The organism is Anabaena sp. FACHB-83, assembly GCF_014697485.1.
GTDB lineage: Bacteria > Cyanobacteriota > Cyanobacteriia > Cyanobacteriales > Nostocaceae > Nostoc_B.
In genome coordinates, this window is the sequence record NZ_JACJRY010000062.1 from 1 (window position 1) to 23,490 (window position 23,490).

A 23,490-nucleotide genomic window follows, 5' to 3' on the forward strand; every position below is an offset into this window, starting at 1 on the left:
TTTTTTGAAGATGTGCTGCAACTATTTTTTCTCGAAGATCGACAGAGTATGACTTCATTTAGAGGTATTTATATTTTAATTTATTGTACCTCATAACAGACGCAAGTGCTGTAACACTCAAAGTTTTTGGTTAATGCTGAAAAACCTGCCAAAATGGCAACCTGACTCTAATTAACTACGCTAAATTTATAAAAGATAAACGACTTCAAGGGTTTTGTTATCAGGGTCTACCTAGCAAATGAAACACCGATTTTACTGTTGATTGCTATATATATTTAATAGCAAATCATAGATAATTAATTTGTAAAATATAGATGAATAAATCAGGCTTCACATTTGCTGCAACCAGGGCTAAAAATGTATAGATATTGCCATTTTCGCACAACTTAGCCCCCTAAATAAAACGGCAATGTTCATACATTATCCTGGACGCTACAGCAGCAAATGTTGAGTGGGAGAATGAGGCGATTGGTATGCCTCCTCCCACTCTTTTTTTATGGGAGTATGTCGGGGCAAGTCAATTCAATCAAGCTGTGAATATAGCAGTCATAGTTGATATGTGAACAACAAAGACAAGGGAGATAAGGGAGACAAGGAAGAGAGATGCTGATAAATCATTTAGGAGCGGCTTTCATGTGCTTTCTTAAATGTTTAACAGCTTGCCTCTATCTATAATCGCTGCCAAGTGAGTTCTTTGGTAGTTTTATCCCAATGCCAGCGTAATAAATCAGCAGGTTGCCCTGATGAAATTACAGGCAAATTCATGGCTTTTCTGGGGGCATTAGTAGCTAAAGCGATCGCTCTTTCGACATCACAAATTCCCCATTTCAACAGGTTTTGTACTCCCACGAATAACGGCAAAGTCGTGCCTGTCAATGTGCCATCTAGTAACCGGGCTGTACCGTTTTTAACTTCAATGTGGCGACTATCCCAAGGATATATCCCATCAGGTAGCCCCAGAGGTGCTAGGGCATCACTGACTAAGAATAGTTCTTGAGTCGCCCGCAAGAGAATTTTTAGCATTGTCGGCGTGACATGCTGCCCATCGGCAATCAAACCACACATAACATTGGGATTGGTAATGGCGGCCCCCAATAATCCCGGTTCGCGGTGATGTAAAGGTGGCATGGCGTTAAAAGCATGAGTTACCATCGTTGCACCCAAATCAAAGGCTTGTTGGGCTTGGTCGGCAGTTGCCTGGGAATGTCCTAAACTGACGGTGATATCCAAAGAACGCAAATATGCTATGACTTCACTGCCAGGATCTAATTCTGGTGCTAGGGTAATAATTTTGACAATTGAGGCATAATCCCCTAATACCCGTTTGACTTCCTCAATTGTCAGAGGTAAGAGATATTCGGCTGGATGTGCGCCACGCTTACCATAATTTAAAAATGGCCCTTCTAGATGTACACCGAGAATTTTCGCCCCAGTTGTGGAATGAGCAGCGAAATCAGCAATAATAGCCAGCGATCGCTGAATATTTTCGATGGCAGTAGTGACTAATGTTGGTACATAAGCATCGACACCAGCATCCCACAAATATTGCGAAATTTTTGGCAACATTGCCGCGTTTTCTGGTGTTAGTTCGGTAAACGCCAAGCCTAGCGCCCCATTAATCTGTAAATCAACACCGCCTAATGAAATCCAATCACCAGCTACATCCAATATTTGTAAATCAGGTGGTGGAACTCGTTTGAATACCGTACCCATTGGCAAGATTTGTTCAATCACACCTTCGTGATTCACTAAGAGCATCTGTAAATCTTGATAACCAGGTACACGCGCATTGATAATATCTACATTTGAAGCGATGGGTTTGTGTGTTGCTTGGGTCATCACCTTGGACTGAAAGTAGCTAAGTCTAAGTCTGACACGATTCTAAATCTCGCAATCAGCCTTTAATCGAAAATCCAAAATCAAAAATCAAAAATTCTATGTCTCCCCTTGTCGGTATTATCATGGGCAGCGACTCTGATTTGCCCACTATGAAAGATGCGATCGCAGTTTGCACAGAATTTGGGATAGAAACAGAAGTGGCGATAGTTTCTGCCCATCGTACCCCAGAACGGATGGTGCAGTATGCCCAAACCGCCCATGAACGGGGTCTTAAGGTAATTATCGCCGGTGCTGGTGGTGCAGCCCATCTCCCTGGTATGGTAGCTTCTCTTACAGCTTTACCAGTAATTGGCGTACCTGTGGCTACCCGCAATTTGCAAGGCGTTGATTCTTTATATTCTATTGTCCAAATGCCAGCAGGTATCCCAGTGGCGACAGTCGCCATTGGGAATGCGAAGAATGCTGGGCTGTTAGCTGTACAAATTTTGGCTACTCACCAATCAGAGTTATTCGCCAAAGTACAGCAATACCGCCAATCTCTCTCGGAATTGGTGATGAACAAGCAAGCAAAATTAACACAGCTAGGTTATGAACAATATCTCAAAGAAGAACTTTAACCACAGGTGAAGACCTGGATTTCTCACAAGAGAGAAATCCAGGGGTGTGGGAGGGGTGGGAAGTGTGGGAGGATGGTGAAGAAATCTTTCCCCCCACACTCCCCACACTCCCCTCTCTCCCCACACCCGCTACCCATACGTGAGAAATTCGGGAAGAGTGTATGGGGTGGGTGTCAGAAAATCTTGCTGACTTTTCTCACCCTTATATATTCAGTGATGATTATCACTTGATTGATTAAGTAACAATCAATTAATTTTTTTTATAAAAATTTAATATTATTCCAGGATTTTATTTATTGAAGAGGATAAATCCATTTCCTGTAAAGGATGTGGTTTTTGCTCTCATTATTTTTAGCGTAGTAAAAAACACAATCCTAAAAAAACAGTATCTAAATATACAGAATTGCAATTTTGATAAATAGAAAATCAGTCAAATTTATTTGTGAGTTCACCAATGTTTAGAACAAGAAGCGTTTGCGGAATTCTTGATATTAGTATAGTCACCATTATCTAAGTGTATTATGCAAATGATGTGTTAATGTAGGCATATTTTCTGGCAACAATTGGGTTGGCAATTGCCAGCAGTTAAGCACGTCAAACATGATAATTAAAGATTAAAGATTAGGTGAAGAACACTTGACGGTTGCGGATAATACATAATAATTTCTTAAGGATAACAGAAAAAAATGTTTACATAGAGTTTAGTGAAATTCCTAAACTCATCTTTGGGTTGTTTGGCTTTCTGGCGTGGAAACAAGTAGTTGAAAATCTGGACAAAAATCGCTGCTTTTGACTAAGAGTATGAGTTTTTTGCTCTAGATGTTTTTCCTTTCAGGACGGTATGGAGGGTGAGGTTCAAATTCATGCAAAGACAAAAATTAAAAACAAAAATCAGGCGATCATCGGCCAGAAATTACGCTAAAAGCACAGGATTTAACTCAAAACTCAAGCAGTTAAACTTAGCAATTAAGCGATTGTCTCCCAGTTGGCGGGCTTGTTTACCTTTGGCTTGTTTAATTGTTTTGGGATGGAGTTATGTAGCGGTTGCTCAAACTCCAGCGCCTGCGGGGCCAACAACAGCAGATTTAAAAATTGCACTTGATACATTATGGGTGGCGATCGCTGCCTTTTTAGTATTCTTTATGAACGCTGGTTTCTGTATGTTAGAAACCGGGTTTTGCCGTCAGAAAAACGCCGTTAACGTTCTCGCCAAAAACTTAATTGTATTTGCCTTATCGACCGTAGCATTTTGGGCGATCGGCTTTGGCTTAATGTTTGGCGATGGTAATGACTTCATCGGACTCAGTGGCTTTTTCTTACCAGATGATAACAGCCCTGCAACTGGCGATGCTTATAAAGGAGTATTTAGCGCCCTGAATTGGACAGGTGTTCCTTTAGCAGCCAAATTCTTATTCCAGCTAGTGTTTGCTGGAACCGCCGCCACAATTGTGTCTGGTGCTGTTGCGGAACGGATTAAGTTTGTAGACTTCTTAATTTTCAGCTTATTACTTGTTGGTATTGCCTACCCCATTACTGGACACTGGATTTGGGGCGCTGGCTGGCTGGCAGATATGGGATTTTGGGATTTTGCTGGTTCTACTGTCGTTCACTCAGTTGGTGGCTGGGCTGCATTGATGGGAGCCGCATTTTTGGGGCCACGTATTGGGAAATATCAAGATAAACAAGCAGTGGCGCTTCCTGGCCACAATATGAGTATTGCCACCTTGGGTTGCCTAATTCTGTGGTTGGGCTGGTTTGGTTTCAACCCTGGTTCTGTGATGGCGGCTGATCCTAATGCAATTACTCACATTGCTTTGACAACCAACATGGCGGGTGCAGTTGGTGGAATTGCTGCTACTGTTGTGGCTTGGGTGTACTTGGGTAAGCCAGACTTGTCCATGATTATTAACGGAATCTTGGCTGGCTTGGTTGGTATTACCGCATCTTGCGCTTACGTCAGCATTCCTAGTTCCATAGTCATTGGCTTGATTGCTGGTATTTTAGTAGTTTTCGCTGTACCATTTTTTGACAAACTCGGCATTGATGACCCAGTAGGTGCTACTTCAGTCCACCTTGTTTGCGGTATTTGGGGAACTCTTTGCGTTGGTTTATTTTCTGTCGGCCCTGGTGGTTATCCTTGGATGGTTGACTTAGCAGGTAAACCAGTCGGGCCACATGGTTTATTCGCAGGTGGTGGTTTCGGCACATTAATTCCCCAGATAATTGGTATTCTTGCAGTTGGGGGCATGACTGTTCTTCTTAGCACCATTTTCTGGTTAGTGCTGAAAGCAACTTTAGGTATTAGAGTTACCAGAGAAGAAGAATTAGAAGGCTTAGATATCGGCGAACACGGTATGGAAGCTTACAGTGGATTTTTGAAAGAAGCTAGTCCTGGTGGCTTTTCGGAAGGGACAAGTTCTGGAGAAATTTCATCAGGTGGTGATTTACCAAGTACTCTGTAAGTCTCTACATCTTATTGCTGACTAATATCCGCCCATAACTTTTTAGTGGGCGGTTTTTTTATTCAATATGAGTTAACAGGTGAGAGGTTACAGGTTACAGATTAACTTTAATATTTGAGTTTTTGATGATGATGAAATCTCTAATATATTTTGTCTGGACTGGTTTATTTGAACTAAGCGGATGTTATCTCATCTGGTTGTGGTTAAGACAAGGCCAGTCGTTTTGGTTAGGAATTTTAGGTGGAATTACTTTAGTTTTGTACGGTGTAATTTCTACTTTTCAACCTGCAAATTTTGGGCGAGTTTATGCGGCTTATGGTGGTGTGTTTATTTTTATGGCAATGCTTTGGGGTTGGCGAGTAGATAAAGTTACACCCGATACTTATGACCTGATTGGTACTTGTGTCGCATTACTTAGTGTTCTAATTATCATGTTCGCACCTCGGAACTAAGTGCAATTTCTCTTGTGAATTTCTCACTGATTATGTGGTGAAGATGCTAACTCAAACTACAGCGTTTTTAAAACCCTTACAGAAATAAGGTGACTCGAAGAATAATATAAAAATTTTATAGATACACATTAATTAATATCTGAACAACTATCACAAGGATTATATTTTTGTTAATCTTTTAAAAATCAATACTGTTGGGTATCTTTCACGACAAAAACCAATGATAAAAAAGCATGAAATGTAATTAAGTATACAAAAAAATTGACTGATGTGAGAAAGGGACAGAAACAAGTGTTCAAGAAAGTTTTGACGATCGCGGCTGTTTCTATATTTCTGTTAGGATGGCCGCTCATAGGTAGTGCTTACGCCCAAACATCAGCAGCCACACCACCTGCGGCTGATACAGGAGATACAGCTTTTATGCTGGTATCATCTGCACTGGTTTTGTTGATGACACCAGGATTAGCATTTTTTTACGGTGGATTTGTGCGATCGCGCAATATCCTCAACACCTTAATGATGAGCTTTGTGTTGATGGCAATTGTAGGTGTTACCTGGGTTTTGTGGGGCTATAGCTTGGCATTTGCACCAGGAAACGCGATTATCGGTGGTTTACAATGGCTGGGGTTAAATGGTGTCGGGCTAGAAACAACAAATTATCTCCAAGGTTCCGAACCACAAGAAGTAGTTTCTTATGCTCCGACAATTCCCCATCAGGCATACATGATTTATCAAGCCATGTTTGCCATTATCACCCCAGCCTTGATTTCTGGTGCGATCGCGGAACGGATGAGTTTCCGCGCTTACAGTTTGTTTGTCTTACTTTGGTCAACCTTTATTTATAGCCCCCTGGCTCACATGGTTTGGGCTAAAGGTGGATTTCTCGGCTTATACGGTGGTTTAGGCGCTCTTGACTTTGCTGGTGGTACAGTCGTTCACATTAGTTCTGGTGTATCGGCCTTAGTCGCTGCAATTGTTCTCGGCCCCCGCAAAACTCACCCCGACCGCCTCAGCCCGCCTCACAACGTACCTTTTATTTTATTAGGTGCTGGCTTGCTGTGGTTTGGTTGGTTTGGGTTCAATGCTGGTAGTGCTTTATCTATTGCTAGTGGAACTTCTGGTGATGTAGCAACCAACGTAGCGACTACAGCCTTCGTAGCTACTAATACCTCTGCTGCTGCGGGTGCGTTGATGTGGCTGCTTTTAGAAGCATTTCTCCGGGGTAAACCCACAGCCGTAGGTGCAGCCACAGGTGCAGTTGCAGGTCTGGTTGGTATTACTCCCGCCGCCGGATTTGTTACTCCGTTAGCATCGATTTTAATTGGTTTTATTACTGCTACTGTATGCTTCTATGCTGTCAGTTTCAAGCATAAACTCCAAGTTGACGATGCCTTAGATACTTATCCTGTACATGGTGTAGGTGGTACAGTCGGAGCAATCTTAACCGCTATTTTTGCCACAAGCCAGGTTAATTCCGCAGGTAAAGATGGTGTACTCAAAGGTAACTTTGGTGAACTAGGAGTAGAACTAGTAGCAATTGTAGTTGCTTATGCGATCGCCGCAGTTGGTACATTTATTATTCTCAAAGTAATCGATGCTACCATTGGTTTGCGTGTTAAAGAAGAAACGGAAATTCAAGGTTTGGATATCAACGAACACGGTGAGGAAGGTTACAACTCTGAATTTGGTGGGGATAGACCGATTAATTAATTCCCCAGCAGTTTGCTCATCTCCGCAGATAGTGGTCAATGTAAAAGCAATTACTAAATATAGTGTGACTTTTGCGAACTAGCGGATAAAATTTGAGTCAAATTATTGGCAAATTTCGCTAGTCGTGACCACTTCTGCAAAAACCTTCCCCACTTGGGCATTGTTATCGTTGGCAACCAACGGCATACTGATGTTGGCGGTCATCCTGCTAATTTTGCAAAAGCAGAGATTGACCGCCGTTTTTGGTGGTTCGCCGTCACAGCAAACAATCAATACATCCCAAACTGTCGCACCAGAGTTAGGCCGTCATCATCAACTTAATTACCAACAGTGGTTAGATATTCTTAAACAAGAAGCTCAAGCTGCTACTGAAAAAAATCCTGAGCATTTAAGTATCTTGGTGGGAGACTCTATCAGTCTCTGGTTCCCCACAGAATTATTACCAGAAAATCGATATTGGCTAAATCAAGCAGTTTCTGGCGAAAACAGCACAGGACTCTTAAAAAGATTAGATATATTTGATAGCACTAAACCAGAGGTGATTTTTGTCATGATTGGCATTAATGACCTCATTCGGGGAGAAAGTGATGAAGTGATTTTAGAGAATCTGCGGCAAATTATCAGATATCTCCGCAAAACTCATCCCACAGCCAAAATAGTTGTTCAGTCGATTTTGCCACATGGCGCAGAAGAAGCCACTTGGGAAGGACGAGACAAACTTTTAACTATTCCTAATAGTCGCATTCGCTTATTAAATGAACAATTACAACGTATAGCCACTAGACGTAAGGCAAAATATCTCGATTTATATTCCTTATTTGCTAATCAACAAGGTAATCTCCGCCCGGAACTTTCCACAGATGGTTTACATCTCAGTCCTGCTGGCTATCTGGTTTGGCGGACTGCATTGCAGATTTATACTACATCGGGGAGTGGAGAGTAGGGAGTGGGGAGTGGGGGAAAATTTTAGACTTTACACTTCATACTTCTAAATTTGGTCTTCACGCGCGAAAATCAGAAGGAGGAGACACCACAGAGTTAAACATGGATACAAAAGCTTTTAAACGTTCACTCCAACATTCAGAAAATTACAATCGCAAGGGGTTTGGCCATCAAGCCGAAGTCACAACCCAGTTGCAATCTGAGTATCACAGCAGTTTGATTCAAGAAATCCGCGATCGCAATTACAGTCTGCAACGGGGTGATGTTACCATCCGGTTAGCCCAAGCTTTTGGGTTTTGCTGGGGTGTAGAACGCGCTGTTGCAATGGCTTACGAAACTCGTCAGCACTTCCCCACCGAACGTATATGGATTACTAACGAAATTATCCATAATCCTTCTGTGAATCAGCGAATGCAGGAAATGGAAGTAAAATTCATTCCTGTAGAAACAGGCAAAAAAGACTTTTCGGTGGTGGACAACAACGATGTAGTTATCCTACCTGCATTTGGAGCCAGCGTTCAAGAAATGCAGATATTACACGATAAAGGCTGCAAAATAGTTGATACAACTTGTCCTTGGGTATCTAAAGTTTGGAATACCGTGGAAAAGCATAAAAAAATCGATTACACCTCCATTATTCACGGTAAATATAAACATGAAGAAACAGTTGCAACTAGTTCCTTTGCTGGCAAATATTTAATTGTCCTAAATTTAAAAGAAGCACAATATGTTGCTGACTACATTTTAAATGGTGGTAATCGAGAAGAATTTTTGCAAAAATTTGCTAAAGCTTGTTCTGCTGGTTTTGACCCAGATCAAGATTTAGAACGGGTGGGGATTGCTAACCAAACTACTATGTTAAAAGGGGAAACTGAGCAGCTTGGTAAATTGTTTGAACGGACGATGATGCAGAAATATGGCCCCGACCAGTTAAACGAGCATTTTCAAAGCTTTAATACCATCTGTGATGCTACCCAAGAACGACAAGATGCCATGTTGGAATTAGTACAACATGAATTAGATTTAATGGTGGTAATTGGTGGGTTTAACTCATCAAATACTACGCAATTACAACAAATTGCCTTTGAAAAGGGTATTCCTTCTTACCATATTGATTCCGTAGAACGAATTAAATCTGGTGACGCTATTGAACATCGCCAGTTAAATGGAGAATTAGCGATCGCCGAAAATTGGCTACCAGCAGGTAAAATCGTCGTCGGTGTGACTTCTGGCGCATCCACCCCCGATAAAGTCGTTGAAGATGTAATCGAAAAGATTTTCAGCCTCAAAGCTTAAAATTTTTGGACTGACTGTTGAGAATGGGTGTAGGGGTTTTGAAAACCTACACCCTGCTTACTGAGCGCAGCGCCGCCCTGAGCCTGTCGTTCGCGTAGCGTCTCCGGCAGGAGAAGGGTCGAAGTACACCCCTATACCCCTAAACCCTTCTTCAATACCTATCTTGTATTTTCATCTACACTGTTGGCGCTGCGTTTAGCTGTATCAGGATAAACTGAACCCCATTGTTTAACAGCCTCTGCTGATTCTTTGGCAATTCTTTCAGCGCGTTTACCAGGGTCATTTTCAGTTTGACGGGCTTCTCTGTTCCACTCACCAGTAGTTTTTGGTCTATCAGCCTTATCCTGATGTACAACTCTATCAAGCTCTCTAGTGACAGCTTTGGTGTTACCACGCTCAATATTAGCGTTTGTCGTCAAGACTAAAAATCCTACTAATACTACAGCGACAAACTGCTTTACCTGAAATTGATTTAACAGGGAATTAATACGAGAAAATACCTGAGAAATTAAATGTATCATGACCGGACTGTACTCCATTATCTTGAGGTTTTTGGAGTTAATTGGCTGACTTTAAATATAAGTTAGTGATGAAATTGAGCTAAAATCTCACCTATTTTGAAACCAATTAACTTTATCCAAGACATATCAAGACTATCTGTAACAAAGGTAAAGATTCCTCTAGCAGAAGTCAGAGCTTGATTTCTAGGAGAGTATATTTAATGTTTTACAGTCCGACATCTGAATTGTTTTATTTAAAAAACATCTATCTTAAGTGCGATCGCATTCCGTAACTTGCCAAAGAGCAACTTGCTGTCTGAGTTCTTCTATATCTAAATAATCATAAGCGAAAGCTTTGCGTAATAAAGCATGGGGAATAAATTCATCATATTTTTGCATTTCTGGAGCTTCGGCTGTACTGATTAAATCTTCGGCGGAAATTCTTTGCTCACACAAAGAAGCAATTTCTGATTGCAGATATTTCAGCTTACCTTTGCCTAATTTCAAAATCATATAATAAGGGTTCATTCCACCCATACTACTAATTTCTAAAGATTCTCGACAAAAAGCATTCAGAAATCTTTCTAAAGTGCGATAAGCTACTGTTCCCATCCAAGGGAAAATACAACATTTATTTTTATCTAATGGCAATATATAAGATTTCGCTAATCCAGCAGACTGAAATAATTCTCTAACTGTTTTTAGGCGTTGTTGAGCATTTTTTTGTAAATAGCTATATTCAACATCTTCTATTAAAACCTGTCGCATTCGTTGTAAAATTTTAGTATGAATAGTACCGCCACCACCACGCCAATAAACAGTCGCTTTACCATCTACCTGTTTAGCTAAAACTAACTTTTTTTTAAAATCAACTTCTAAAACTTCCCAAGTGCGACCAGCTAAACCAAATTGATTCCCCACAGGTGGCGGTGTCACAATACTACCAATTTCTGTTGTGCCTTGCTTTACGGTATATTCTTGATTGTCAGCAAACACAGCATAAAATTGAAATCTTCCGACTATCTTTTCCCCAGTCAAACCGATAATTAATTTACCTTGCTCAGTTTGTTGAATATGACCAATATCAACTAGATATCGTAATAACGATTTAAAATCGGCTGGAGAAATTGCCGCAAAAGGTGGCATATTTAAAACTTGTTTAGCTAAATTCGCTGGGGATAATTCTCCTGCCGCTAATAAAATACTCATTGTCTGATGATAAAGCAAACTCAAAGGATATTTTGGTGGCTTTATCGGCTCAATCCAGCGTTCTTCTAAATACAGTTGAATAATAGCAATACACTGTAAAAGTTGCCAGGGAATTTGCTCAGGAAAATATGCTTCCGATAATGGCTCATCTTCAACACAAACAAAGCGCATATCCGCCGTTGCACCTCTTCTTCCAACCCGTCCCAGCCTTTGTAAAAAACTAGCTACAGATAAAGGTGCTTCTAACTGAATGACTCGCTCTAAATTACCAATATCGATACCTAATTCTAAGGTAAGTGTTGCCGCAGTTACAGCAGGATAATGGGGTTCTTGCATAGCTTTTTCCGCAGCTTGGCGCAAACTAGCTGATATACTCCCGTGATGGACATGATAAATATCTGGTTGTGCTTGTGCTTGAGCAATTTGCCGCAGGGAAGCAATTACAGATTCAGTTTGAGTGCGGTTATTCGCAAATATCAGACATTTTTTATTTTGGCTAAGATTAAAAAGATAATTATCATATATTTCCGATGAATTAATATCATCACGAAGATAAAAATGTTCGACAGCCAGTTTAATTTGACGTTTACCAGCTTCAATTTTAGGAGTAATTACTTGTTTATCAGTTCCCGAACGTAGCCATTCTTCCGCCATTGAATAATCACCAAGGGTAGCTGATAAACCAATACGCCTGGGTTGTGATTGAATTGCATTGGCTAAACGCTGCAATTGACAAATAATCTGACAACCGCGTTCCGAACCCATAAAGGCATGAATTTCATCAATGATGACAAATTTTAAATCTCCAAACAAACGCACTAAATCATGATGTTTATTTATTAATAAACTCTCTAAAGATTCTGGCGTAATTTGAAGAATGCCTTGAGGCTTTTTTAAAAGCTGATTTTTGCGACTTTGAGCCACATCACCATGCCAATGATAAACAGGAATATCTGCTGTTTTAAGTAAGCCATTGAGGCGTTCAAATTGGTCATTAATTAAAGCTTTGATTGGGCCGATATATAATGCACCAATTGTATTAGTAGGATAATTATGTAATACAGTTAAAACTGGTAGAAATGCTGCTTCTGTTTTTCCGGCCGCCGTGGCTGCTGCTACTAACAAATGAGCATCAGTGTCAAAAATCACTTCACAAGCAGCAATTTGCACTGGTCGTAATTCAGTCCAGTTGTGATGGTAGATATATTCTTGAATGAAGGGTGCAAGTCGGTTAAAGGCATTAGTCATGGTGAGTGTTCAGGCTGAAAATCATACTATCTTTTAGCACAGAACACCCACTCTGTTGAAATTAAGATAAATTTAGATATTGAACAAGTGTTAAACTGATGCACTTAATAAAAACAGAATATACTGATTTAAACTGACATTTTCTTGTTCAGATGCTTCAGCTAAACTGACGATGTAGAGATTTTGGCATTCTCAGAAGTAGCTTACCACTGTATTTATCATCAGTGATAGGTAAAGGGATTTCGTCTCCAACTTCATAAGCCGTTTCAATCCATAATTCTCTGGCTTCATTAATATTTTCCATCGTTTCTTCTATTGTTTCACCTTGGCTGAGACATCCAGGTAAATCTTTAATTTGAGCAACATATCCTCCTTCAGAGTCAGGATAAAGTATGATGGAATACTTCAAATTCAAATAGTACTCTAAAAAAGGCGCAAATCCTCAAACGTGACCTCTGGTGGTCGGTTGAGAAATTGCTTAATCAATTTTTTTAACTTGCTTATTGAGCAATAGTAATATATATAGTATCATAATACCATTTCACGAAATTACTGATAGAAATCGCTTCCTCTGCAACTCTGCTTCTGGTCGCCGAGCGAAGTCGAGGCGCTACTTGCATATCCGTATCATTTTTAAAGTGAAATGGTATAACTCATTTTTGATTTTTTAACGAATTGCCAAAAACAAAAAGGAAGATAAGAATAATTATTTAGTTCGATTTTAGAGAGTTTTAATACTAGTAAATAAGGGGATAAAATTTAATTTATTTAAATTAATATAAGTTTTTCAAATATCGCTATTATAAACATATTATTTTGGTTAACTCAAACATGAAATTAAATATTGAACAAAAGCTTTGGAATCTAGGTAAAGAGAATGAATCATATACAAAAGAAGATTTTTATGAAATTATCGATGCTCTATTGGATGATTTTCAGGAGTTTATGGGTCATAATTTTAAACGCGATACAGAAATTTATTTAGATACGAAAAAACTGCATTCTCCTTCATTTTGTCGATGGATGTGGACAATGGAAACAGAAAAATCTCCCCTATCTACAGTTTGGTTAGCTGTGATAGGCGGTGATATGGTTGGTACTGAAAATGGAGACAATGTTTTTCATGTTAGCCTGACGCTATTTTTGTTTGACGCTATTAGTAAAAAGCGCCTGTGTCTTACAACAGGTGAAAGTGTCATTGAGTTTGTTTTTGAAAGACAATCTAATAGTCGTGGATGTTGGCGTAGTTTTGGGTGGTGTAAAGATGAATGGGGAGAGTGGGAAGATATTAAATATGAATAGTGTATTTATCAATCTATAGACTTTCCTAGTCTAATGAAGTAGACTACATTAAATAAAGCTGTCTAACTACTTATTGTCCTGTCAAAAAGTAGAAACGCTTAGTTTTTAGCTCTCCTGTCGGCGTAATAATAGGGTGGAAAAAACTAATTGGAGACTGCTGTTAGAGTTATTTATCTGCACTGAACGCCTAGGGGCAATACTTTAAGATTTTTGAGATTCCATAAGATAATTGACTGGGGTAAAAACCTTTGCCTGACATTTTTACCCCAGTTGTTTCCCCAAACTACCCAAAATAACCCCAAAAATGGTTGAAGGCTTTGAAAATTAAACCTTGAACGCTAAACAAAAAAGGGCTTGAAAGCCCCATAACCTTGATATTCTTAAAAGGCGACACCCGGATTTGAACCGGGGGATAAAGGTTTTGCAGACCTCTGCCTTACCACTTGGCTATGTCGCCGCATCCACGATTAACTATTATAGCAGTATTTTATCAAAATTGAAAGGGTTCCCAGCAGCAATCAGTCAAGAATAAGAATATTGGACGTTTTGCGGATTTGTCGCTGACAATTATCAATTATTTATTTTTATTGAAATGAAAAATAAAAACAATTGCTCTTATTGATAAAGCTGATTTACAGTGAGATTAAGCCTTTAAATATCAAAGTTGTGTGATCAGTTTTGCTCAGGATGAACTGAGTCAAGTAAAGTCAACAACTTGAAAAGCTTGAGGTGTGAATTTAAAAATCTTACGCCTGTGGAAATCTCTAACAAATCGGAATATGCTCTTTTAGCTCTGTTGGAGTTGGCATCTTGCTACTCCAGTGGTGAGTCTTTGCAAATTCGACAGATGGCAGAGTTACAAAATATACCAATTCGTTATCTAGAACAATTACTGGCAACTTTGAGGCGTGGAGGAATCATTAAGAGTATTCGCGGCGCGAAAGGTGGATATGTTTTGGCACGCGACCCACGTAAAATTACTATATTAGATTGTATTACTTGTATTGAAGGATTGGATGCGATCGCTCCAGCATCCAGTCAAAATGCTCAAAACACAGAAACTCAGGTAATTCAGGAAGTTTGGCAAGAAGCTTGTCAAGCTGCCAATGCTGTTTTACAACAAAATACGCTACAAGATTTGTGCGAACGGCGAAATATCCACAAGCAGAAAGACCTGATGTACTATATCTAGATTTAGGAAAGTAGTCGATAAAAACTGGGTGTAGGGGTGTTTGGTGTAAGGGTTTTAGATACATACACCCCTACACCTTTGCCAAAACCCTTAATTGCTCGTTTTTGTGCGTAAGTCCTAGTTATCTAGGCTTTTTTTGTTGCGAAATTGAAAGAGTGTAGTTATGCTGCTCTGGAGATAATTGCCCTACATACAGTAAGTACTTGCCAGCTTGCCAGTAACCGGATAACTCTGGCTTGCTTTGGGAGTAGTTATCTGCTAACACACAAAAGCGTCCGCTAGGGCCGTCAATGAGTAATGTTGGCTGTCCAGGACTGTCAACAGTTAAGCGCATATAAGGCATTGACTCTGTGACTTGAATAATTTGACTAGGGACAGTAGAAATATTTCCGCAGTTACTTTGGACAGTTCCTCCAGACTTACCTGTTAACACTAGGGGGTCTGATTTGAGTTTGGCGGGAATTGGAATTGATGGTGCTTCTGCCAAGTTAGGCTGGATAATTCCCATACTCAGTACAACAGCGACGGGAACAATTTGCCATAGCCTCAGAGTTTTCATATTCTTTTATGCTCCCGACTATTTGTAGAGCGATTATTGATATAAATAGTCTGAATTAAGAGACGATAGCAATCCCTCAGTGTTCCTAAAACGAAGTATAAAATTTTATTGCTAATCTTGTATGTCTATATGGCTAAATATAAAAAAGAGATGAAGTCATTCGTTCATAGCGTCAAAAATTCTTATTTTTAGGCATTATCACCCTTGATAAAATCAAACATTCGTTAAAATCACAAACACAACCGGAAAAATTTCGGATATGATTGCTCACCTGTTGAACAAGTGTTTTAGCAGAGGTAGACAAGATTTATGAACCCTCAACCGGAAGAAGATTGGCAACAACGCCTACAAAAGCTAGAAGCAGAAATTAATGCTGAGAGTGTAGAAGCGAAAAAAACAGCAGCCAGACAGCAGTCTCGGTCTTATTTTCTCAACTTTAAACAGTATTTTACTCGTTCGCAACTTTGGTTTCAAAGTTTATCTGGGACGGGAAAGTTAGTAGTTATGGGTGTTACGGTGCTAATGGGTTTGGCGGTGTTGCAAGCAGTACTAAAACTTGTGACCTCTGCAATTAGTCTGGCGGTGTTGGCAGGGTTAGTGTATCTTGGATACAAATTTTTCGTCGCTGATAGCTTTTCCAATAAGCCATAGCACTCTATATTAATCACGCCAGTTATGGCGCAACTATTAAATTTAAAGGGAATTATTCAATGGCGACACCAATTGTGAGGAGAAATGATAGTCAACCTAGTCATTCAAATGCACCAACACAAACCAATTCATTACCGTTAGTAACTCGACGTTTGGCGGCTTGGACAGCAGAAATTAGCCTAGTGGTTGTGAGTGGGTTAATTCCGTTTGGATTGGGAGCTTATGCCAATTCCAGGAGTGACCTCAACCGTGTACCACTCAACCCTGTATTAGTTGTCACAGAAAGAGCGATCGCCAGGCCTTTGGCTTTACCTGTTAGTTACGGTATTCCCAATGTCGCCTGGCCGACTAATTATTTATGGATGTTGGCTTTAATTGCACCTGTCACTTTATCTTGGTGGCAATTGTACTTACTTGCAAAAACTGGGAGTACTTTACCAAAACGTTGGTTTGGTGTGCGCGTGGTGAATGACCAAGGTAAAGCCCCAGGTTTAGGCGCAGCGATCGCTAGGGAAGGTATTGGTCGCTTGTCTGTACCAGTTTCGATTGCTTACATCCTCTGGCGCTATAGTTTTGCCTTTCCGAATTTGGGACTGTTTACTTTTTTGGCAGTATTGATGGTGTTAGGCGAAAGTGTAGCTTTATCCTCTCGCCAAGGTCGTCGCGCCTTACATGATTGGTTAGCAGGTACAGAAACCATTGATGCTAAACGTCAAAATGGGCGGAGTGCATTGGTGAAAACTGGTGAACCAGAAGCCCCAAATGCAACAGAAGTCAGTCTCGCACCCGTGTCAGCCACAGATGCCAAATTACCGACATTGTGGCGGCGGATGCAGCAAAACTCCAACCTCGCTTTGTTTGCAGTCACCCTAGCAAGTATGAGTGCGGTACTCGCGGCTTTAATTGGGACACAAGTTTATATTCAAAAACAGCAAACTCAGCGAGAAACTTCACAAATTAACAGTCAGAAGTTTTTGGAATTTGTTAAACAATTAAGTCCCAACTCTGGCGCTAGTTTAGAAGAACGCCAAAGTGCAATTCTGGCGATGGGTGGTCTAAATGATTCCCAGTCGATTCAATTTTTGGCTGATTTGTTGGTGAATGAAACTAACCCAGTGCTGTTGAATTCCATTCAGCAAGCTTTAACAAATGTGGGTATTCCCGCTATCCCCGAATTGAAAAATAAAAACCAGTTTCTGGCTAACGAACTGCAATCAGCTGCACCCCAAGAACGCGAATCATGGCAAAAGCGGCTACAAATCAACCAGCAAACCATCAATAAGATTTTGAATGTATATAGTGGCAAAATCAATGGTCTTGACTTGACTCGTACGACTTTAAGCCAAACCAGTACAAATGGCAGTCCTTTGTTTAATTTGGTGTTAGAAAACATTGATTTGTCAGGACTGAAATTAAAAGCGGCTGATCTCAACCAAGCGAGTTTTAAAGGTAGCCGTTTTCGGAGTATGGGTGAAGATGGTCGCTGGGATACTTATGATGATGCGATCGCCGATTTAACGCAAGTCCAAATGAAACAAGCCAATCTCACCGATGCTAACCTCAGCCGGGTGTTATTGACTGGTAGTGATTTAAGTCGGGCAACTCTCAACCGCGCTAATTTAGAAAGTGCGCGTTTAATTGGGGCAAATCTCAGCAGCGCCCAACTGGTGGGGGCTGACTTGCGGAATGCAGTTTTAGAAAATACCAGCTTGACTGGAGCCGATTTAGGTGATGCTAAATTAAACGAAGCTAATCTTTATGCAGCTCGCTTGGGTAGAGTAATTGCGATCGGTACACAATTATCATTTGCCAATTTAACCAAAACTGATTGGCAAGGTGCAGATTTATCTGGCGCTTACTTAGATCATGCCAATCTCAGCAACGCTAACCTGAGTACTAGTCGGATGACTGGTGCAGTTTTACGTTCCGCCCAATTAGAAAATGCTAACTTACGCAACGCTGATTTGAGTTTTGTCGATTTACGCGGTGCAAACGTCGCAGGCGCAGATTTTAAAGACACAATTATTGCACCTAGCAAACAAGACCCCGCAGATCAATTTGTGGAAACACCTGATACTGGTACAGTATCGGCTGTAGTTAAAGGTGTTGATTTTTCTCAAGCGAAAAACTTAGATGCCAAGCAATTAGCTTACATTTGTACCCAAGGTGGCATTCATCCCCGTTGCCCGTAAAATTTAAATGGGGAGTCAGGAAAATACTTAATCCTACCTCCTCACTAAATCACAAATGATACATGAAAACATTCAAATTATGGTGTGAGGAGTCGGGTGATGAAGTATCTACCTAATTTAAGTTCATTTATAGCGGCTAGTGCAGTTTTCAGCTTGCTGATGGATTATCAACCAGCCCAGGCTCAAGTTGCTTATGGTAGCTATGTGGGTGTCGGCCCCACTGTTGGGTTAACTGATGGTATTCAAATCGGCGGAGTTGTGGCTTTTCGTTACAAACTTTTAGAAGCACCAGTTTCTTTTCGCGCTCAAGCATTAATTGGTCAGAACACGGCTGTTGTCCCTACTGTATCTTATGACTTGCCTCTCAACTGGCAAACAGATGCTTATTTAGGCGCAGGCTTAGTGTTAACTGGTGGTGATAGTCCTTCTCCGGTAGGAAATAAAATTAGTTTTGCTTTACAACCAGGAATTGATTACGTTGTTCCCAATAGCAATACGGTAATTTTTGGCAATGCAATTATTGCCTTTGATGCTTACCGTGATGGCGGTGGTACGGCGTTGGCTGTGCAAGGTGGGGTGGGTTTGAGATTTTAAGAGCTAGTTGAATACAGGCGATCGCTTCTTGCATTGCATGAGGATTAAAAGGCGATCGTCTTTTTATATTTTCATACAAACATCCTTGTTAAACGAACACAAACACTAGTAGACTACGATTTGATTGCAAACATAGGGTAGTTAAAGAAAAAATGTGAGTGTATCATACTAATCCGTTCAGAATTTGAAAGTATGAGTCTAGAATAAAAAACTTATGGCGAGACCAGAAAAACCTACTGTTATTGATCTATTTGCTGGAGCTGGTGGCTTTGGCTTAGGTTTTGACATGGCAGGGTTTTCTGTGTCTTTATCGCTTGAAATTGATGCTTGGGCTTGTGATACACTGCGCTACAACCGCCCCAGTATGACAGTGATTCACAATGATATACGTAATTTTAATACCGAAAGTAGTGTCAAGGAAATTTGTGTTTTTAGCCCAGACATTATTATTGGTGGCCCTCCATGTCAAGGTTTTAGTGTTGCAGGGCCAGCCCAAAAAGATCCGAAAGACCAGAGAAATAGCTTGTTTACTAACTTTGCTCAGTGGGTAAGTTTCCTTGAGCCTAAAGCATTTGTAATGGAAAATGTCAAAGGATTACTTTCACGTAAAAGTAGTAACGGTCAAAAGGTCATAGATATTATTAGAAAAACTTTTGAAGATATCGGATACTTTGTGGAAGTATGGAAGTTAAATGCGGCTGAGTATGGTGTGCCACAAATTAGAGAGCGTATTTTTATTGTTGGTAATAGAAATGGCAAAGAATTAGGAATTCCTTTAAAGACGCACTCTTTAGAATTATATTATCTAAATAAATCTCAGTTATCACTGTTTGATAGTGAAGCTAAATTTCCTCCGATAACTTTATGGGATGCTATCTCAGATTTACCACCACTGAATGCGCGGGAGGGTGAAGAAGAGCAAGATTATTTTGTAGAGCCTCAAAATGATTATCAAGCTTGGATTAGAAATGGTAGTAATCTACTCTATAATCATGTGGCAATGGAGCATTCAGATAGGCTGGTAGAACGCTTCAAACAAATTAAATGGGGTGAGTCAAGTTCTGATGTACCTAAAGAATACGGAGCTAGACGGCGTAGAGGGAATGGAGAACTTTCAAATAAAAGCTATGACCAGAACAATCGACGGTTAAACCCTTACAAGCCATCCCATACGATTGCGGCCTCATTTTATGCTAATTTTATTCACCCTTTTCAACATCGAAATTTAACAGCACGCGAAGGTGCAAGGGTTCAATCTTTTCCTGATAACTATCGTTTTATGGGCAAAAAAACTGTTGTGTCTCATAAATTATTACACAGAGAAGAAAGATTCGATGAGAAGTTTTTATGTCAATATAATCAGGTTGGTAATGCTGTTCCACCTATCCTTGCTAAAGCAATTGCACTACATCTTCTAGAAAAATTAGAATTATGCCGAAAACCGATAGGAATCCTTTAGTTCATGCTTCTAATCTTGAACAGAAGGAAAATCATCGTACAGAATATAGAGACACAGATAGTAGAAGATACCTTAGCGAAATTAGGACTGAGTATGATAAATGGCATACTGCTAATTTAGAGTTAGTCGGGCCAACATCAGAGTTTACTGAGCAGGATGACGAAATTATTGCCAAAAGAGTAGAGCTTCTTTCAACATACAAAGACTTTCTAGATCAGCAGCATTATGCTGAAAAGTTTGACTCTAGATCAAACCTCCACTCTAGTGTATTAGAAGAGTTTCTCTACTATTTGTTTAAAGATTTAGCACAAGATTTTGGAGAAAATGCTCTCATTGGTAAGTCACACACTTTTAAGGATATTTTCTTTGTTCCACCAAAATATTCAGAAATGCTTAAACGACCTTATGCGCGTATTGAAAAAAAAGATCATGACTTTGTGATTGGTGCAACTATTCAAGCATCGCTTGTAGCTGCACCTCCTCCAGAAAAAGATGACAGTCCTGGTGAAAAGTTGACAATTCTTAAAGAAGAACCAGAAATTTATTCTGATCCTACAGTTACAGAGGAAAATACAGAGACACACATTTTTGACATTCCAGTAGTTGTCATTGAGTGCAAAACTTACCTTGACAAAACTATGCTTGAAGGAGCTTCACGCGCAGCAGAAGATTTAAAGGCGAGAAATCCCAATAGTTTGTATCTTGTAGTTATGGAATGGATCAAGCTAACTAGTGATGTCAATTTACGAAAATACAAAGTTGATCAGATTTATGTATTACGTCAGCAGAAAAATACTGATCGAAAATTTAGATATAAAGAAACGTATATTAAAAACCCAATTAATGTGGCTGTAGTACAGCATCTTTTCAAGAAGGTAAGAAATCATTTAACAATTGATTGGTCTGGAGGAATTGAGCATGGTATACAGCGTGGTTGGCTAATTGATGAATAATCTACTGGAGTCTGAGGTCTAAATATTGCCTTCTTAGTTGTATGGCACAGTCAAAGTATAGATTAGGAGATTGTTAATTGCTTAAACGCTGGAAGATTCTCAATTTATAATTCAGAATTTTCAAATCAGCACGGACTCAATGCCCAGCTAAAGCTAACAGCACTTTGCTAAAAATTAGTGTTTATTCCTGTTGTCTAAAAACTTTAACTGATTGTACAAGCAGTTAATTTGTGGTAAAAACACACCTGCGGCTTGGGCTTTACGTAGGGAATTTCCAATAATTGCTTCTACTTCTAAAGGACGTTGTTCATCATAGTCAATTTTCATGCTGGTGCGGTAAGGCTTCATCTTGACTGTGTAATCTAGCATTTTTTGAATGAAGCTATCAGCAATTATCCGTCCGGTACTTTTTGCACCTGCGGCTACTTCATACATTAATTGCTCAATTAATTGACGAGTGTAGGGATCTGCCATTAATTCATCAGTTCTGGCATTCAAAACCACAGATAAACCATTGTAGGGAATATTCCAGACTAATTTTTGCCAACGCGCTAAGAGTAAATCTTTTGTTAATTCTATTGCTATACCAGCATTTTGAAAGTCGTTGGCAATTTGCTGCATTATATTAGTAATTCCCGCAGTTTCGTAGTTATGGCTGTATTCACCCAAAACTATTTGTCCATAATCTACATGCCGAATATGTCCTTGTCCGACCTTATTGGAACATAAAAAACATAAGCCACCAATAATGTTGACATTACTCACAATCTGAGAAATTTCTAGTTCTATGTCTAATCCATTTTGTAATACTAATACCACACCATTATTTTTAATTACAGGTGGTAATAATTTTGGTAATAAATAATTTTGGGTTGTTTTGAGGGCAACTATCACTACATCACATTGTGGCATCTTATCGGCGTTGTTATAGGCGTTAACTTGGGGTAAGGTAAAGTCGCCATCCTTCGATTCAATGATTAAACCACGTTGATTGACGTGTTCGTAGTCACTCTTGAGTAAAAAATGAACATCTAAACCCGCTTTTTGTAGTTTTGCACCGTAAAACCCGCCTAATGCACCTGTTCCGATGATGGCATACTTGCGATCGCCCATTGCTGCTCCCAAGATAATTAATAACTATTAATTAGATAGACTTTTGCCTATGATATTGTAATTTTATAACTGTAACTTTCGTCAAAAAAATTAAATCGCTTTAATATAATTTAAAATTTTTATCAGTGAATAGGTAAAAAATATGGCTGATATTGTTGATATTGCGGTTAGTAATGACGCTTTTAAAACCTTGGTAACTGCTGTACAAGCGGCTGGTTTAGTCGAAACATTAAAAAGTCCAGGGCCATTTACAGTCTTTGCACCGACTGATGATGCTTTTGCCAAGTTACCACCAGGAACAATCCAAACTCTGGTGCAGAATATTCCCCAGTTGACCAGAATTCTAAAATATCACGTTGTGGCTGGTAAGTTGTCTCAGGCTGAGTTAGCAAAACTAGGTACAGTTACTTCTGTAGAAGGCTCAATCATTAAAATAGATTGTTCTGAGGGATTTGAAATCAAAAACGCTACTGTCTTAGCGGCAGATATCGATGCTGACAATGGCATAATTCATGTCATTGATACAGTAATTTTGCCTGGTTAATAAACTTTAGGTGGGTTATCCCCACCTCAATTATTGCGATTTTTTAATATTAATAAACTCATTTTACTAGTAGCTTAACAGATCCCCGACTTCTCAAAGAAGTCGGGGATCTAAGCACGAGAAACTTCTTAAGAATTAATTAGATTTTCTATAGTTTAATTTATGTTACATTTGCGGAGTATTTACTTTATGTTGATGCTAGTGTTTAGTTGAATATAGATAAAAATATGTTTAGTTTGTTTATTTAAAATGTTAATACTAAAGTGCATAACTATACATGCTTGATTTTCATACCTTAGCCGAATTTTCTCGTACCAATTGTATTGGTATTTGTGCCTTTCTTGTACCAGCTAACTTAATTGCTACATTATTAACCATTATCTTGACGGTTTTACGTAGACCAACATCTCAATTGCAGCCAGTTGTAGGAATTGCCATTATTTTTGCTCTAGTCATGGTACTTCATGTATATAGCTGGTTTGTGGTTGGTGTTGTGATGGCTCCTACTTATATATTGTTATCTCTAGCAATTACTTGTTTGGTAGTTAATTTTGCGGCGCTGATTTTCCACAAACGCTTTGTTCATTATCCTGGTTTTTCCAAAACCTATTAACTTTAATAACCTACACCTGTCAAGATGAGAGAGATGGGGTGAT

At 39.6% G+C, this 23,490-nt stretch carries 21 protein-coding genes and 1 tRNA gene; 15 read left to right on the forward strand and 7 right to left on the reverse strand.

Features of this window, described 5'->3' with window-relative positions; all coding sequences use genetic code 11:
• Positions 1–669: 669 nt before the first annotated feature.
• Positions 670–1,839 (reverse strand): N-acetylglucosamine-6-phosphate deacetylase, encoded by a 1,170-nt coding sequence (nagA, locus tag H6G79_RS32695; RefSeq protein ID WP_190594570.1) that lies wholly within the window; start codon positions 1,837–1,839, stop codon positions 670–672.
• A 98-nt stretch (positions 1,840–1,937) separates the two neighbouring features.
• Here nagA and purE point away from each other — a divergent pair, with 98 nt between their 5' ends.
• The 6 genes from purE to H6G79_RS32725 all read left to right on the forward strand — a co-directional run bounded on the left by purE (position 1,938) and on the right by H6G79_RS32725 (position 9,318).
• Positions 1,938–2,456: a 5-(carboxyamino)imidazole ribonucleotide mutase gene (purE, locus tag H6G79_RS32700; RefSeq protein ID WP_190594571.1), complete on the forward strand. Its 519-nt coding sequence runs from the start codon at positions 1,938–1,940 to the stop codon at positions 2,454–2,456.
• Between the two features lie 863 nt (positions 2,457–3,319).
• On the forward strand, positions 3,320–4,918 hold the full coding sequence (locus H6G79_RS32705) for an ammonium transporter (protein ID WP_190594572.1): 1,599 nt from the start codon (positions 3,320–3,322) through the stop codon (positions 4,916–4,918).
• A gap of 128 nt (positions 4,919–5,046) precedes the next feature.
• Positions 5,047–5,370, forward strand: a complete 324-nt coding sequence (locus tag H6G79_RS32710) for a YnfA family protein (protein ID WP_190594591.1) — start codon at positions 5,047–5,049, stop codon at positions 5,368–5,370.
• Between the two features lie 291 nt (positions 5,371–5,661).
• Positions 5,662–7,080, forward strand: a complete 1,419-nt coding sequence (locus tag H6G79_RS32715) for an ammonium transporter (protein WP_190594573.1) — start codon at positions 5,662–5,664, stop codon at positions 7,078–7,080.
• Positions 7,081–7,204: 124 nt separating this feature from the next.
• Complete coding sequence (locus tag H6G79_RS32720; protein WP_190594574.1) at positions 7,205–8,023, forward strand: GDSL-type esterase/lipase family protein; 819 nt, start codon at positions 7,205–7,207, stop codon at positions 8,021–8,023.
• Between the two features lie 101 nt (positions 8,024–8,124).
• The gene (locus H6G79_RS32725; RefSeq protein WP_190594575.1) at positions 8,125–9,318 is read left to right on the forward strand and encodes a 4-hydroxy-3-methylbut-2-enyl diphosphate reductase; all 1,194 of its coding nucleotides are present in this window, start codon (positions 8,125–8,127) and stop codon (positions 9,316–9,318) included.
• A 158-nt stretch (positions 9,319–9,476) separates the two neighbouring features.
• Here the strand turns inward: H6G79_RS32725 and H6G79_RS32730 are convergent, their stop codons facing one another.
• From H6G79_RS32730 to H6G79_RS32740, 3 genes are all read right to left on the reverse strand, one after another.
• Positions 9,477–9,839, reverse strand: coding sequence for a hypothetical protein (locus tag H6G79_RS32730; RefSeq protein WP_190594576.1), 363 nt, complete (start codon positions 9,837–9,839; stop codon positions 9,477–9,479).
• A 249-nt stretch (positions 9,840–10,088) separates the two neighbouring features.
• On the reverse strand, positions 10,089–12,275 hold the full coding sequence (locus H6G79_RS32735; protein WP_190594577.1) for a DEAD/DEAH box helicase: 2,187 nt from the start codon (positions 12,273–12,275) through the stop codon (positions 10,089–10,091).
• A 157-nt stretch (positions 12,276–12,432) separates the two neighbouring features.
• Positions 12,433–12,684 (reverse strand): type II toxin-antitoxin system HicB family antitoxin, encoded by a 252-nt coding sequence (locus tag H6G79_RS32740; protein WP_242048691.1) that lies wholly within the window; start codon positions 12,682–12,684, stop codon positions 12,433–12,435.
• Between the two features lie 422 nt (positions 12,685–13,106).
• On the opposite strand from H6G79_RS32740, the gene H6G79_RS32745 reads away from it, so the two are divergent.
• Complete coding sequence (locus H6G79_RS32745) at positions 13,107–13,577, forward strand: hypothetical protein (RefSeq protein WP_190594578.1); 471 nt, start codon at positions 13,107–13,109, stop codon at positions 13,575–13,577.
• A 385-nt stretch (positions 13,578–13,962) separates the two neighbouring features.
• Here H6G79_RS32745 and H6G79_RS32750 read toward each other — a convergent pair.
• Positions 13,963–14,034, reverse strand: a tRNA-Cys gene (locus tag H6G79_RS32750).
• A gap of 297 nt (positions 14,035–14,331) precedes the next feature.
• On the opposite strand from H6G79_RS32750, the gene H6G79_RS32755 reads away from it, so the two are divergent.
• Entirely contained in the window at positions 14,332–14,769 is a 438-nt protein-coding gene (locus tag H6G79_RS32755) for an Rrf2 family transcriptional regulator (protein WP_190594579.1), read from the forward strand.
• A gap of 121 nt (positions 14,770–14,890) precedes the next feature.
• Here the strand turns inward: H6G79_RS32755 and H6G79_RS32760 are convergent, their stop codons facing one another.
• A complete protein-coding gene (locus tag H6G79_RS32760; protein ID WP_190594580.1) occupies positions 14,891–15,328 on the reverse strand; it encodes a hypothetical protein in 438 nt (145 codons plus the stop codon).
• A 309-nt stretch (positions 15,329–15,637) separates the two neighbouring features.
• On the opposite strand from H6G79_RS32760, the gene H6G79_RS32765 reads away from it, so the two are divergent.
• The 5 genes from H6G79_RS32765 (at position 15,638) to H6G79_RS32785 (ending at position 21,177) form a co-directional block, all read left to right on the forward strand.
• Positions 15,638–15,979 (forward strand): hypothetical protein, encoded by a 342-nt coding sequence (locus H6G79_RS32765; RefSeq protein WP_190594581.1) that lies wholly within the window; start codon positions 15,638–15,640, stop codon positions 15,977–15,979.
• A gap of 59 nt (positions 15,980–16,038) precedes the next feature.
• On the forward strand, positions 16,039–18,171 hold the full coding sequence (locus H6G79_RS32770) for a pentapeptide repeat-containing protein (protein WP_190594582.1): 2,133 nt from the start codon (positions 16,039–16,041) through the stop codon (positions 18,169–18,171).
• A gap of 99 nt (positions 18,172–18,270) precedes the next feature.
• A complete protein-coding gene (locus H6G79_RS32775; protein ID WP_190594583.1) occupies positions 18,271–18,765 on the forward strand; it encodes a hypothetical protein in 495 nt (164 codons plus the stop codon).
• A 214-nt stretch (positions 18,766–18,979) separates the two neighbouring features.
• On the forward strand, positions 18,980–20,224 hold the full coding sequence (locus H6G79_RS32780) for a DNA cytosine methyltransferase (protein WP_190594584.1): 1,245 nt from the start codon (positions 18,980–18,982) through the stop codon (positions 20,222–20,224).
• Positions 20,197–21,177 (forward strand): Bpu10I family restriction endonuclease, encoded by a 981-nt coding sequence (locus H6G79_RS32785; protein ID WP_190594585.1) that lies wholly within the window; start codon positions 20,197–20,199, stop codon positions 21,175–21,177. Before H6G79_RS32780 ends, H6G79_RS32785 begins: the two co-directional genes overlap by 28 nt.
• A 174-nt stretch (positions 21,178–21,351) precedes the next feature.
• Here the strand turns inward: H6G79_RS32785 and H6G79_RS32790 are convergent, their stop codons facing one another.
• On the reverse strand, positions 21,352–22,290 hold the full coding sequence (locus H6G79_RS32790) for a putative 2-dehydropantoate 2-reductase (RefSeq protein ID WP_190594592.1): 939 nt from the start codon (positions 22,288–22,290) through the stop codon (positions 21,352–21,354).
• 142 nt (positions 22,291–22,432) lie between these two features.
• Between H6G79_RS32790 and H6G79_RS32795 the strand changes: the two genes are divergently transcribed.
• Complete coding sequence (locus H6G79_RS32795) at positions 22,433–22,834, forward strand: fasciclin domain-containing protein (RefSeq protein ID WP_190594586.1); 402 nt, start codon at positions 22,433–22,435, stop codon at positions 22,832–22,834.
• A gap of 277 nt (positions 22,835–23,111) precedes the next feature.
• Positions 23,112–23,447, forward strand: coding sequence for a hypothetical protein (locus tag H6G79_RS32800; protein WP_190594587.1), 336 nt, complete (start codon positions 23,112–23,114; stop codon positions 23,445–23,447).
• Positions 23,448–23,490: the final 43 nt, after the last annotated feature.